11 protein-coding genes are annotated in these 12,496 nt (G+C 62.0%); 5 read left to right on the top strand and 6 right to left on the bottom strand.

The window, feature by feature from the left end:
* Positions 1–36: 36 nt before the first annotated feature.
* Positions 37–1,551, bottom strand: a complete 1,515-nt coding sequence (gene betC, locus AC1RO0_RS24185) for a choline-sulfatase (RefSeq protein ID WP_498595137.1) — start codon at positions 1,549–1,551, stop codon at positions 37–39.
* 139 nt (positions 1,552–1,690) lie between these two features.
* On the opposite strand from betC, the gene AC1RO0_RS24180 reads away from it, so the two are divergent.
* Positions 1,691–2,602 carry a choline sulfate utilization transcriptional regulator gene (locus AC1RO0_RS24180; protein WP_498595136.1) on the top strand — a complete coding sequence of 304 codons (912 nt, stop codon included), beginning with the start codon at positions 1,691–1,693 and terminating at the stop codon, positions 2,600–2,602.
* Here the strand turns inward: AC1RO0_RS24180 and otsA are convergent.
* Together otsA and otsB are read right to left on the bottom strand one after the other, a co-directional pair.
* Positions 2,571–3,986: an alpha,alpha-trehalose-phosphate synthase (UDP-forming) gene (gene otsA / locus AC1RO0_RS24175; protein ID WP_498595135.1), complete on the bottom strand. Its 1,416-nt coding sequence runs from the start codon at positions 3,984–3,986 to the stop codon at positions 2,571–2,573. The genes AC1RO0_RS24180 and otsA overlap by 32 nt on opposite strands.
* Positions 3,987–4,031: 45 nt before the next feature.
* A complete protein-coding gene (gene otsB, locus AC1RO0_RS24170; protein WP_498595134.1) occupies positions 4,032–4,826 on the bottom strand; it encodes a trehalose-phosphatase in 795 nt (264 codons plus the stop codon).
* A 913-nt stretch (positions 4,827–5,739) separates the two neighbouring features.
* Between otsB and AC1RO0_RS24165 the strand changes: the two genes are divergently transcribed.
* The gene (locus tag AC1RO0_RS24165) at positions 5,740–6,555 is read left to right on the top strand and encodes a class II glutamine amidotransferase (protein ID WP_498595133.1); all 816 of its coding nucleotides are present in this window, start codon (positions 5,740–5,742) and stop codon (positions 6,553–6,555) included.
* On the opposite strand, the gene coaBC is transcribed toward AC1RO0_RS24165, so the two are convergent.
* Positions 6,542–7,753, bottom strand: a complete 1,212-nt coding sequence (gene coaBC / locus AC1RO0_RS24160; RefSeq protein WP_498595132.1) for a bifunctional phosphopantothenoylcysteine decarboxylase/phosphopantothenate--cysteine ligase CoaBC — start codon at positions 7,751–7,753, stop codon at positions 6,542–6,544. The genes AC1RO0_RS24165 and coaBC overlap by 14 nt on opposite strands.
* Before the next feature lie 169 nt (positions 7,754–7,922).
* Here coaBC and AC1RO0_RS24155 point away from each other — a divergent pair, with 169 nt between their 5' ends.
* The gene (locus AC1RO0_RS24155; RefSeq protein WP_498595366.1) at positions 7,923–8,369 is read left to right on the top strand and encodes a nuclear transport factor 2 family protein; all 447 of its coding nucleotides are present in this window, start codon (positions 7,923–7,925) and stop codon (positions 8,367–8,369) included.
* A gap of 64 nt (positions 8,370–8,433) precedes the next feature.
* Here the strand turns inward: AC1RO0_RS24155 and AC1RO0_RS24150 are convergent, their stop codons facing one another.
* Positions 8,434–9,198 (bottom strand): SDR family oxidoreductase, encoded by a 765-nt coding sequence (locus AC1RO0_RS24150; protein WP_498595131.1) that lies wholly within the window; start codon positions 9,196–9,198, stop codon positions 8,434–8,436.
* Between the two features lie 119 nt (positions 9,199–9,317).
* On the opposite strand from AC1RO0_RS24150, the gene AC1RO0_RS24145 reads away from it, so the two are divergent.
* Complete coding sequence (locus AC1RO0_RS24145) at positions 9,318–10,223, top strand: LysR family transcriptional regulator (RefSeq protein WP_498595130.1); 906 nt, start codon at positions 9,318–9,320, stop codon at positions 10,221–10,223.
* On the opposite strand, the gene AC1RO0_RS24140 is transcribed toward AC1RO0_RS24145, so the two are convergent.
* Complete coding sequence (locus tag AC1RO0_RS24140) at positions 10,224–11,099, bottom strand: LysR family transcriptional regulator (protein WP_498595129.1); 876 nt, start codon at positions 11,097–11,099, stop codon at positions 10,224–10,226. It lies immediately after the preceding gene.
* A gap of 97 nt (positions 11,100–11,196) precedes the next feature.
* Here AC1RO0_RS24140 and AC1RO0_RS24135 point away from each other — a divergent pair, with 97 nt between their 5' ends.
* On the top strand, positions 11,197–12,480 hold the full coding sequence (locus tag AC1RO0_RS24135; RefSeq protein ID WP_498595128.1) for an MFS transporter: 1,284 nt from the start codon (positions 11,197–11,199) through the stop codon (positions 12,478–12,480).
* Positions 12,481–12,496: the final 16 nt, after the last annotated feature.

Here is a 12,496-nt window from a genome sequence, read left to right as displayed (position 1 = left end):
CATATCGTCTCCGGCAAAGCCCGGCCACAAGAAAGCTTATTCCCCGCGCGGAAAACGCTGGTTCTCCTCCAGCACGTTCAGGTCCATATGGTTGCGCATGTAGCGCTCGGAAGCCTTCTGCAGCGGCTGGTAATCCCAGGGATAATAGGCACCGTTGCGCAGCGCCGCATAGACCACCCATCGCCGTGCCTGGCTCTCGCGCACGGCGGCGTCGAAGGTGGGGAGATTCCAGCGTTGCATCGCCTGCGCGGTCAGCCGCGCCAGGCTTTCCGCATGGGCGGGATCGCCGGCGAGATTGGTGAGCTCCTTGGGATCAGCCTCGAGATTGAAGAGCATGGCGGGGTCCTTGTCGCAGAGCACCAGCTTGTAACGGCCGTCGCGCAGGCCGACGAGCGGCGCTTCGGAGCCTTCTGCGGCGTATTCCATCGGCACCGGTCCACGGCTTCCCGTACCAAGGGCGAGGGGAGCCAGGTCCTCGCCATCGGTCCATTGGCGGAGCGATGCGATATCGATGCCGGCAAGACCGGCCAGTGTCGGCGTCACGTCGAGGGTTGAGACCGGCTGGTCGATGCGTCCTGCTTTCCAGCCGGGAGCGGCGATCATCAGCGGCACGCGAGCCGAGCCTTCGAAAAAGTTCATCTTGAACCACAGCCCGTGCTCTCCGAGCATATCGCCATGGTCGGAGACGAAGAGCACGATGGTGTTGTCGGCCATGCGGCCGCGCTCCAGCGTATCGAGGATTTCGCCGATCTTCTCGTCGACATAGGAGATATTGGCGAAATAACCGCGCCGCGCCCGGCGGACCTGTTCCGGCGTGATGTCGAAGGCTTCGTGATCGCTGGCCTTCATCAACCGTTGCGAATGCTGATCCTGCTGGTCGAAGGGGATTTCGCCGACCTCGGGATCGAGTGCCGGGCAATCCTCGTAGAGATCCCAGAAGCGGCGGCGGGCGACATAGGGGTCGTGCGGGTGGGTGAAGCTGACGGTCAGGCACCAGGGCCGCTCATCGTGGCCACGCGACAGGTCGAGCAGCTTGCGAGTGGCGTGATAGGCGACCTCGTCGTCATATTCCATCTGGTTGGTGATCTCGGCGACGCCGGCGCCGGTCACGGAGCCGAGATTGTGATACCACCAGTCGATGCGCTCGCCGGGCTTGGTATAGTCCGGGGTCCAGCCGAAGTCGGCGGGATAAATGTCCGTGGTCAGCCGCTCCTCGAAGCCATGCATCTGGTCCGGCCCGACGAAATGCATCTTGCCCGAAAGCGCCGTCTGGTAGCCGCCGGCGCGCAGGTGATGGGCGAAGGTCGGGATATCGGAGGCGAATTCGGCGGCATTGTCATAGACGCGGGTGCGGCTCGGCAATTGCCCGGACATGAAGGAGGCGCGGGCCGGGGCGCAGAGCGGGCTTGCCGTGTAGCTGTTGGCAAAGCGCACGGAGCGTTCCGCCAGCGCCTTCAGCGCGGGCGCATGCAGAAAATCGGCCGGCCCGTCGGGAAAGAGGGTTCCGTTGAACTGATCGACCATCAGGATAAGAATATTCGGACGCGCCATTGTGGGAATTCCTTGGGCGGGATGGGAGGCCGGAAGAGGTCTTTACGATCCTCTCTTATTATTTGCTGATTTTATTGAACATCAGTAGCATCGGGCCTGTAAAGCTTGCTTTTTTCGATGAATACCAAAAGGAAATTTTATGGCTGAGCGGCCAGTGGATCTCGGATGGCTGCGAATTTTTGTCGAGGTGGCGCGTTCAGGCAGCCTGTCATCTGCGGCGGCCAGCCTCAGTCTGACCCAGCCGGCGGTTAGCTATCAGATCCGGCGGATCGAGGAGCAGATGGGTATCACCCTGTTCCATCGCCGGCATCGGGGTGTCGAACTGTCGGCGGAAGGCCGTCGACTGTTGGAGATCGCCGAAAAGGTGGTCGTCGGCGTCGATTCTCTGGTGCAGAGCTTTCACGCCGAGGCGCAGCGCCCGATGGTGCGGCTGCGGACTGACTATGCCTTCTCTGCACTCTGGCTGATCCCGCGCATGCATCGGTTTCGCTTGGCCTATCCGGAGTTGGATATCCAGATCGTCGCCACGCAGCGGCAGGAACGCGGCCAATCGGACAGCGGCGATGTCGCCGTCGTCTTCGGCATCCGTCAGGAGTTTGGCCCCGAAGCGGTGCTGCTGTTGCCCGAGAAGGTGGCGCCGGTCTGCGCGCAGGGCTTCATCGACAAATACGGCCCTTTCAGCGATCCAGTCCATCTGGCGCGGGCAAGGCTCATACATCTGGACACGGAAGCGCCATCGCCCTGGTTTGACTGGAAGAGTTATTTCACCGAACTTGGCATCAGCCGCGACACCCATGCCGGCCAAGGTGACCTGCGGTTCAACACCTATTCGCTGGTGGTGCAGGCGGCGATTGGCGAACAGGGGCTGGCGCTCGGCTGGATGGGGTTGGTGGATCAGCTTCTGGCCGGGCGCATGCTGGTAACCGCCGGCCCGATGCTGGAGGCACCGGATCGCGGTTACTGGCTTCTGCCGCCGAAGTCGCCGGGCATGCATGCCGGGCGCTTGACGGAATGGCTGCTCACGGAACCAGCCGCAACGTCACCTGATTGACCGGCGGCTTCGCCTCTTCCGTCAGGTCCTTCAGAAAATCATTGCACCAGCGTGCGACATCATATTCCAGAAGATGATCCATCATGCCCCGCCAGCGCTGCTGCCGTTCTTCCAGCGGCATGGTGAGCCCGCGCGCCATGGCGTTGGCGGTTGCCTCGATGTCATAGGGATTGACCAGCAGCGCGCCCTTCAGCTCGCGCGCCGCGCCTGCGAAACGCGAGAGCACCAGCACGCCGGGATCGTCCGGGTCCTGCGCGGCCACATATTCCTTGGCGACGAGGTTCATGCCGTCGCGCAGCGGCGTCACCAGGCCGATCCTGCCCAGTCGGTAGAGGCCGGCCAGCACCGGACGGCTGATCGAGCGGTTGATATAGCGGATCGGCACCCAGTCGACCGTGCCAATCGCGCCGTTCACCCGACCGGCCTGTTCCGCGACCGCTTGCTGCATCGCCTCGTATTCCGGCACCTCGGAGCGCGATTTCGGCGTAACCTGCAGGTAGGTCACGCGGTTCTGATAGGCGGGATTATCGCCAAGGAAACGCTCGAAAGCCTCGATGCGCTGGGTGATTCCCTTGGAATAGTCGAGCCGGTCGACGCCGATGATCAGGTCGCGCCCCTCGATGCTCTGCCGGGCCTTGCGCACCATGCTATGGCTCGCCGCCTTGCGAGCGAAGTCTGCGAAGGCGGCGGTCTCGATGCCGATCGAATAGGCCCCGCCGCGGAATGTCCGGCCATGGGCGCTGAAAAGGCCGGGACCGATCTCGTCGCCGATTTCCTCGCGCTTGAGGCAACTGGCGAAGTTTTCGAGGTCATGGTCCGTCTGAAAGCCGAGAAGATCGTAGGCGGAGAGGCTGCGCATGATCTCCTGATGTACAGGCATGATGGCAAGCACGTCGGCCGGCGGCCATGGGATGTGCAGGAAGAAGCCGATACGGTTCTTCAGGCCCATTTGCCTGAGCTCGGCGGCCAGCGGAATGAGATGATAATCATGCACCCAGATGACGTCGTCCGGCTGGATCAGCGGCGCGAGGCGATGGGCAAAGAAGCGGTTGACACGGAAATAGCCATCCATCTCCTTGCGGCCGTATTCGGCAAGGTCCAGCCGGTAATGACAAATCGGCCAGAGCACGCGGTTGGCGAAACCCTGGTAATATTCCTCGACGTCGGTCTGGGTGAGATCGGTCAGGGCATAGGTGATGTTGCCGTGGTCCGTCATCACCAGCGGCTCCGGCTCCTTGTCACCACTGGAATTGCCGGACCAGCCCATCCAGATGCCACCATGCTCTTCAAGGGCTGCGCGTAGGGCCACGGCCAAGCCCCCGGCGGCGGTGCCTTTTTTGTCGGGAACGGAGACACGGTTGGAAATCACGATGAGACGGCTCACGGGCGGTCCTTTCAAGTCTGATGCGGCAAGTGGCAGCGAAACTGCCTATGCCGCGAGGGACGCGAGTATCTCTCTTAAACGCGCAGGCGAGGAAATGGATGCACGCGCCAGCGTTTTGCCGTTTGGCGGGCCGACGCGCACGGATTGGCCGCCGAGGCGGTTGGCGGCGGCAAACATGGCTTCGTCGGTGACGTCGTCACCGATCGTAAGCGGTTTTCGCCCGATGAAGGGCGCCTCGTCGAGAAAGGCTTCGATGGCATGGCCCTTGCCGGCACGCGCCGGGCAGATCTCGACGACCGACTTGCCACGTTGCAAGGCCCAGTCGGTGCCGGCTTCCTCGAGATAGCGTTGCATCGCCTCGTCGATGTCGGCTGCGCGTTCCGGCGCCTGCCGGTAGTGAACAGCGATGGCGGCGCCCTTGTCTTCGACAATCGCGCCGGGCCAGGCTTCCGCCTCCCGCGTAATCGCACTCTTCATTTCCTGAAAGGCCGGTGGGATCAGCGCCCGCCGCAATCGTCCATCCGCATCGCGTCGTTCAGCGCCGTGGAGGCCCGCGACCGGAAAGTGGAAGGGGGCGAAGAGGGGATCGACAAAGGCAACCGAGCGTCCGGTCACCACCGCCAGAGCGCCGCCGAGCTTGCGGGAAAGGGCCTGCAGGGCGTAGGGCAGGGACGGAGGAACGACAATCGCCTCGGGCGTTTCGGCGAGATCGAGCAACGTTCCGTCGATGTCGAGAAACAGTGCCCATTGGTCAGGATACAATGAGAGTGCGGTGAGCGCCGGTTCGTTCGACGGCGCCGGTTCGGCTTCGCCCTGTTCGGGCTGTTCCTTGTAAGTCATACAGGGTTAGCTAAGGCGCTCTTCGCATTCGACAAGTAAAAAAGCGACCGCGATACGGTTTATCTTGGAGAACACCAGTCTTGGATGCCGTGATAGCGGCAGTCAATAGACGCAAAAAAGGGCCGCACGAAGCGACCCTTCCATGAGTTTTGGCCCGTAACTGGCCTGAAGCGTAGACCGCTTCCGGAAGGCTCTGATCAGAGCGAGGGCTGCCCCGCTACGCTCACAACCATTTCCATGCCTGATACGAGGACCGAAATCTCACTAGACATTGGATCACCTTCCTTTCGTTACGTTGATAATAGACTTAACGTAGCTCAAATTTCATCGGATGCAAGAGGGTGGGTGGAAGAAGCGTTTCGCGCTTCTTTTCGCATTGAAACGCAATGGATAGTTCAACTTATGCGTGATATTGATCGCGGTAGTTGACGGTGGAAGCAGCGCCTGTTCGTGCCGGCGGGCAGGATCGGGGGAGATGGGCAACCTCGACCGTGGCGATCGGCCTCGCCGTTCAATGAGGAGGTGAGCTATGTGGTTTCCACTTAGCATCACGTTTCGCGTAAGAAAAACCCGGACCAGCTGGCAGCTTGAGGTCCGGGTCAATTTCTTGAGCTAAACAAACGAGGGGTGGGCTGCAACCCGCCCCTCACTCCTGCAATATAGGCCATACCAATATTTTCATCAAGCTACGTGGCAAGGCGGCCTAAAACGTCCTGTTGCGAATGGCCTCGTTCACAAAAGAAAAATGTTGCGATGCAAAAACGTGATCGGACGATGCGTCAAATATCTGTCATCTTGATAGTCGAAGCAGCCGGAAATTAACAATTTATTACCCATTCGGCTGAACAATCGTCCTTAGATTTGACATTCTCCCGCGAGACAGGAAGCCAGCGGGAATTGGAGCAAAAGACATATGTGTCGCTGGGCAGCCTATCGTGGAGACCCCCTCTATCTGGAGGAGCTGGTGTCTTCGCCTGCGCACTCCCTGATCGAGCAATCCCATTGCGCCACGCGCGCCAAGACGGCGACCAATGGCGATGGTTTCGGGATCGCCTGGTATGGCGACCGGCCGGAACCGGGCCGCTACCGCGATATCCTGCCGGCCTGGTCCGACTGCAATTTGAAGAGCCTGGCACGGCAGATCCGCTCGCCGCTTTTTCTCGCCCATGTCCGCGCCGCGACCGGCGGCGGCACCCGGCGCGACAATTGCCACCCCTTCGTGCATGAGAACTGGGCCTTCCAGCACAACGGCCAGATTTCCAATTTCGACCGCTTGCGCCGGCCGATGGAGGCCATGCTCGACGATCACCTGTTTCAGGCGCGTAGCGGCACGACCGATTCCGAGCTGATGTTCCTGCTGGCGCTACAGTTCGGCCTCACGACCAACCCGGTGGCGGCAATCTCCGAGACCATCAGCTTCGTCGAGGGCCTCTCCGTCCATCTGACCGGTTCGGCGCTGGTGCGCTTCACCGCAGCCTTTTCCGATGGAAAGTCGCTGCATGCGGTGCGCTACGCCACCGACCGCAAGGCGCCGACGCTTTATGCCTCGCCTGTCGGGTCAGGCTATTGCCTGGTGTCCGAGCCACTGAACGACGATGTCGATGCCTGGACGGAAATTCCGGATGGAAGCGCCGTGCTGATCGATGACATGGGCGTGCACATCACGCCCTTCCAGCCGGAAAAGCGTACCTCTGCCGCGCCCAACACGGCTGCCGCTATCCCTGCCTGAATTGTTCGGCGATCAGCGCCGCCAGCCGTGCCGCCACCTCGTCCTTGTCGAGATCGGGCCATTGCTCCACGCCATCATGACGGACGAGTTTCACACGGTTGCGCGTGCCGCCCATGATGCCGGTTGAGGGCGAGACGTCGTTGGCGACGATGATGTCAGCGCCCTTACGCTCCAGCTTCGCCTTAGCGTTGCTCTCCACATCCTGTGTTTCGGCGGCAAAGCCGATGACGAGCTTCGGCCGCTGCGTGTGATGCCCCACGGTCTTCAGGATGTCGGGATTTTCAGTGAGCGCCAGCGTGGGAATGGATTCGCCGGGATGTTTCTTGATCTTCTGGTCGGCGGCAGAGGCCACCTTCCAGTCGGCAACGGCGGCAACCATAACGGCGATATCGGCGGGGAGGGCTGAGAGCACGGCATCGCGCATTTCGTCCGCCCGTTCGACATGGACGACGCGCATGCCGGTTGGATCGGGGATGGTGACGGGGCCGGAGACGAGGGTGACATCAGCGCCAAGGGCCGCAAGCGCCGAAGCAATAGCGTGGCCCTGCCGGCCCGACGAGCGGTTGGCGATATAGCGCACCGGGTCGATCGGCTCATGCGTCGGACCCGACGTGACCACGGCTTTCCGGCCAGCAAGCGGCCTTGCTCCACTATCCAGCCGCATCTCGACGGCGGCGACGATCTCCAGCGGCTCGGCCATGCGGCCGGCGCCACTTTCCTTGCTCTCAGCCATCTCGCCGACCATCGGGCCGATAAAGCGGATGCCGTCGCCCCGCAGTATCTCGACATTGCGCTTCGTTGCCGCATGCGCCCACATTTTCGGGTTCATGGCGGGCGCCACGAGCACGGGCCGGTCGGTGGCGAGCAGGATCGTCGAGGCAAGATCATCCGCCAGCCCATTCGCCATCTTCGCCAGCAGATCGGCGGTGGCCGGGGCCACCAGCACCAGGTCGCAGTCCCGCGCCAGCCTAATATGGCCAACATCCTGTTCGTCCTGTCGTGAGAATAGGTCGGTGAAGACATGGTCGGCGGCCAGCGCGCCAACGGCAAGCGGCGTGACGAATTGCTGGGCGCCCGACGTCATGACCGGGCGGACGCTCGCGCCACGCTCGCGCAGCCGTCGGATGAGGTCGAGGCTCTTATAGGCCGCGATACCACCGGAAATGATCAGAAGAATGCGTTTTCCCGCGAGAACCATGGCTCGAACCCGTCGCTTGTTTTTATGGCTGCGAGCCTAAGCCTTTGGCAGACAATAGGCAATCGCCAGTCGTGGTCAGCGGGAAATCACGGCTTTGTCACTTGCGACGCTTCGCCGGGTCGGCGAGCATTGAGAGAATGTTCGCCAAAGGAGTAAAGCCTTGAAGCTTATGAAGGTCGTGATGATCGCTCTACCGATTCTGGCCGCTGCCATGCCTGCCCTGGCCGAGCGGGCCTATTCGCCGGAAGAGCAGAAGAACAAGGAAATCGTTCTGGATTTCTATCAGAAGGCGTTGAACGACAAGGATTTCGATGCCGCCTCCAAATATCTCGGAAAATATATTCAGCACAACCCGCTCGCCGCCGATGGCCCCGAGGGTCTGCGCGGTTTCATCGAGTTCCTGAAGAAAAACTATCCGCATTCTAAGAGCGAAATTACCCGGGTAATGGTCGATGGCGATTATGTGATCCTGAGGGTTCACGCCGTTCGCGAACCCGGCGACAGGGGTAGCGCCATTGTCGATATTTTCCGTGTCGAGAACAACAAGATCGAGGAGCATTGGGACTCGGTCCAGCCGATCCCGGAGAAGTCGATGAACACGAATACGATGTTCTGAACGGAAAGGCCGCGAGAGGAATCCGCGGCCTGTCTTCATTGTCTTCATGCCGCCGCGAAAGCGGTTAGGTCCGCGTGATCGACACGCCGCCATCGACCAGTGAGGCCGTGCCAGTGACAAAGCTCGCATCATCGGAGGCGAGGTAGAGGACCGAGCGCGCAATCTCTTCGGGGCGGGAGACCCGCTTCAGCGCATGCAGATTGGTCACGAAAGCCTGCTTGTCGGGGGTGTCGTTCATCTCGCGATACATATCGGTATCGACAGCGCCTGGCAGTATGGTATTGACGCGCACATTCTGTGGGCCGAACTCGGCGGCGAGCGTCTGCGTCAGGCCGATCAGGCCGGACTTGCTGGCGGCATAGGCGGCTACGCCCGGGAAGCCGACGGTATAGCCGACAAAGGTCGAGGTGAAGACGACCGAGCCACCGCCATGCTTGATCATTTCGCCGATCTGATGCTTGGCGGCGAGGAATGAGGCGGTGAGGTTGATTGCCAGCGCTTCGGCAAAGCCTGCCTCCGAAACCTCGGTGCTGGGGCCGGCTTCGCCGAGCGTGCCGGCATTGTTGAAGGCGATATCGAGCTTGCCGTATCGCTCGACCGCAAGGGCGACGAGTGCCTTGTTATAATCTTCCGAGCGCACATCACCGGCAAGAGCCGCTGCGTCACCGCCTGCGGCCTTGATGTCAGCGACGAGGCTTTCCAGTTCCACTCCACGACGAGCACCGACGATCACTTTCGCGCCTTCAGCGGCGAAGAGCTTTGCGGTGGCGCGGCCGATGCCGGAGCTGGCGCCGGTGACGATCGCGACTTTTCCATTCAAGCGGTTCATTGTTCCATCTCCTGTGTGAGGACGTGTCCGTTGTTTCGTCCGATGCATGGAAGATGGCCTTTTTCGATCGTTCGGATTAGTCTTCAAATCGTGGAACTCGAATTCGGAATTACCGAACGATGCTCAAGATTGAAGGACTCACTGCTTTTGTAGCGGTTGCCGAGGCCGGATCGATCAGCGAGGCCGCGCGCCGGCTGCGCTTATCGAAATCCGTTGTCAGCGAGCGACTGGCGGAGATGGAGAAGACGCTGGGTGCCACGCTGCTGCATCGCACAACGCGCAAGTTGACGCTGACGGAAGACGGCACCGTCTTCCTGGAGCGGGCGACGCGGATCGTGCGCGAGGTGCATGAGGCCGCAGCCGACCTTGCCGAGCGGCGCGGCACGCTTGCCGGACCGCTGCGGATCGCCGCCCCCGTCACCTTCGGCCGCATGCATCTCGGCCCGGCGCTCTATCCCTTCCTGGCCGATCATCCCGAGATCGAACTGACGCTCGATCTCGATGACCGCCGCGTCGATGCCGCTTCCGATGGTTATGACGCGATCATCCGGCACGGGTTGATTGCCGATTCCCGTCTTGTCGCTTGGCCGCTTGCCCGCAGCCGCCGGCTTCTCGTTGCCTCGCCTGGTTATTTGAGGCAACACGGCATGCCTGCCTCGCCGTCCGATCTCGAGAACCACCGGGGAATTTTCTACACCAATCGTGGCGTTGCGGACTGGCGTTTCCAGGGGCTGGAGGGTGCTGTCATCGTCAGGGGGCAGCTGGCGCTGGGCATCAACAATGGCGATGTCTCCCGCGATGCGGCGATCGCGGGGCTGGGCATCGCGCTGCTGCCGGCCTTTATCGCCGGTCCGTCCGTCAACGAGGGCCTGCTTGTCGAAATCGATGTCGGTTGCCGGCCGGAGCCCGAATTCATCTTCATGGCGCATCCGGAGGGTCGCAATCCCTCTGCGAAGCTGCGCGCCATCGCCGATCACCTGAAAAAGGCATTCGGCGATCCGCCCTATTGGGATACCGTGGGGTAGTCAGGCAATCAGGCTCATCAGATTGGCCGCGACCGGCGAACGTTGCGCTTTCAGCACCGCAAGCCCGAGCCGTGCCACCAGCGGCGGCCCGTCGATCGGGCGGTAGGTCACGCCGTCGAGCTTGATCTGGGCGATCGAGGCGGGAACGATGGAAACGCCGAGATTGGCGGCGACGAGATTGACGACCGAGGGGATCTGCGGCGCTTCCTGTGTCACTAGGAGCTCGAAACCCGCGTCGCGGCAGGCGGCGGCGATATCGTCATAGAGGCTGAGGCCGACCATGCGCGGGAAGAGGATGAAGGGCTCGTGCGCAAGCGCCGCGATCGGCACGCGGTCCTTCTCGGCAAGCGGATGATGGGCGGGCAGGGCGATCAGCATCGGCTCGTCGTCGAAGCGCTTGAGGCGAACGTTGCTCGGGTCTTCCAGGCCGGGACGGATGAAGGCCACATCGATCTCGCCGCGCATCAGCCGTTCCGTTAGGGCATTGGTGTTCATCTCCGTCAGCGACAGGCGCACTTGCGGCCAGCGGTTGCGGAACTCGCGGATGGTCGAGGTGACGATGGTGTTGAAAGCGGAGGATGCGGTGAAGCCAAGCGACAAGCGGCCGATCTCGCCGCGATTGGCGCGCTGGGCGGCAAGCTTGGCCTTCTCCGCCGCATCCACGGCCAGCTTGGCCTCGACCTGAAAAGCCTCGCCCGCCGCCGTCAACTCCGCGCCATGCGGGACGCGGTGAAACAGCGACGCGCCGACCTCGTTTTCGAGGTCGCGGATCTGCTGGCTTAGCGGCGGCTGGCCGATGCCGAGCTTGGCGGCGGCGCGGGTGAAATTTCCCTCATTCGCCAGCGCCAGAAAATAGCGGATATGTCGCAGCTCCATCGCTATCTCCAAAAGCTATTGAAATCGTCTGTTCCATATATTGGACTAATGATGCCGGCTTGGTTAGATTTATGGGCAAGAAAGGTTGTGTGCCCTCATGTCCCGCGCCGTCCAGACGGAAGATCTTGTCATCTCCGAAGTTCCCTCCCGTCCCGAATTGAAACTTGTCGATACCGAGCCGCATTCCGAGGCCCGGCAATTCCTGACGCGTGGCACGCCCGCATTCAGGCGTGCGACCATCGCTCTGTTCCTCTCCGGTTTTGCGACATTCTCGCTGCTCTATTGCGTGCAGCCGCTGATGCCGATCTTCGCCGAGGATTTCGGGGTGACGCCGGCGGCAAGCTCGCTGTCGCTGTCTCTCTCGACCGGCTTCCTCGCCTTTGCGATCTTTTGCGCCGCCGCCGTTTCCGAAAGCCTCGGCCGGCGCAGCCTGATGTTCATTTCGCTGCTGGGCGCCGCTCTTTGCACCATTGCCTGCGCCGTCGCGCCGAACTGGCAGACATTGCTGGTGTTCCGGGCGCTGGAGGGTTTCCTTCTCGGCGGCGTGCCGGCGGTCGCCATGACCTATCTTGCCGAAGAGATCGATCCGCGCGGCCTTGGCGGCGCCATGGGCCTCTATATCGCCGGCAACGCCTTTGGCGGCATGGCTGGCCGCGTGGTCACCGGCACGATCGCCGAACTCTTCACCTGGCGTCCGGCGCTTGCCGCCGTCGGCGTGCTCGGGCTGATTGCCGCCACCGGCTTCTTGTTCTTGCTGCCGCCGTCGCGCAATTTCACGCCGCGTAGGGGTTTCGACGCCGCTTTCCATATCCGGGCCTGGGCCGGTCATTTCCGCAATCCGGCGCTGCCGTTGCTCTTTGCCATCGGCTTCCTGATCATGGGTTCCTTCGTCACGGTCTATAACTATGCCGGGTTCCGGCTGGTCGCCGATCCCTATGATCTCAACCAGACCGAACTCGGCATGATCTTCACCGCCTATCTCTTCGGCATCGTCGCTTCCTGGGCGGCGGGCATCCTCGGCGATCGTATCGGCCATTTCGTCGTGCTGCCGGCCGGCGTGCTGGTCACCGCGCTCGGCGCCGCCGTCACGCTCGCCACACCGCTGCCGCTGGTCATTCTCGGCATCATCCTGGTCACCATCGGCTTCTTCGTCACCCATTCCGTCGCGAGCGCGCTGGTCGGCCGGCTTGCAAGCGGTGCCAAGGGGCATGCCTCGTCGCTCTATCTGCTGGCCTATTATCTCGGCTCCAGCATTGCCGGCTCGGTCGGCGGCTATTTCTGGCTTGCCGATGGCTGGTCGGCCGTGGTTGCCTTCATCCTTGCCATGCTGGCCGCCTGCCTCGTCAGCGCCTTCGGCGTGGCAAGGCTCGCCCGTCGTTGAACGGCAAGACTGGAGG

It is taken from the genome of Rhizobium sp. GW821-FHT14E12 (genome assembly GCF_058803745.1).
Note: the sequence above shows the minus strand (reverse complement) of the source record. Positions and strands in the feature narration are given on the sequence as shown.

Excerpts from the sequence above, each read along its gene's own strand:
- AC1RO0_RS24155 (WP_498595366.1), top strand. The coding sequence starts at position 7,923 with ATGAAGGTCGTGATGATCGCTCTACCGATTCTGGCCGCTGCCATGCCT.
- AC1RO0_RS24180 (WP_498595136.1), top strand. The coding sequence starts at position 1,691 with ATGGCTGAGCGGCCAGTGGATCTCGGATGGCTGCGAATTTTTGTCGAG.
- AC1RO0_RS24165 (WP_498595133.1), top strand. The coding sequence starts at position 5,740 with ATGTGTCGCTGGGCAGCCTATCGTGGAGACCCCCTCTATCTGGAGGAG.
- AC1RO0_RS24135 (WP_498595128.1), top strand. The coding sequence starts at position 11,197 with ATGTCCCGCGCCGTCCAGACGGAAGATCTTGTCATCTCCGAAGTTCCC.
- AC1RO0_RS24140 (WP_498595129.1), bottom strand. The coding sequence starts at position 11,099 with ATGGAGCTGCGACATATCCGCTATTTTCTGGCGCTGGCGAATGAGGGA.
- otsB (WP_498595134.1), bottom strand. The coding sequence starts at position 4,826 with ATGACTTACAAGGAACAGCCCGAACAGGGCGAAGCCGAACCGGCGCCG.
- AC1RO0_RS24150 (WP_498595131.1), bottom strand. The coding sequence starts at position 9,198 with ATGAACCGCTTGAATGGAAAAGTCGCGATCGTCACCGGCGCCAGCTCC.
- coaBC (WP_498595132.1), bottom strand. The coding sequence starts at position 7,753 with ATGGTTCTCGCGGGAAAACGCATTCTTCTGATCATTTCCGGTGGTATC.
- betC (WP_498595137.1), bottom strand. The coding sequence starts at position 1,551 with ATGGCGCGTCCGAATATTCTTATCCTGATGGTCGATCAGTTCAACGGA.
- AC1RO0_RS24145 (WP_498595130.1), top strand. The coding sequence starts at position 9,318 with ATGCTCAAGATTGAAGGACTCACTGCTTTTGTAGCGGTTGCCGAGGCC.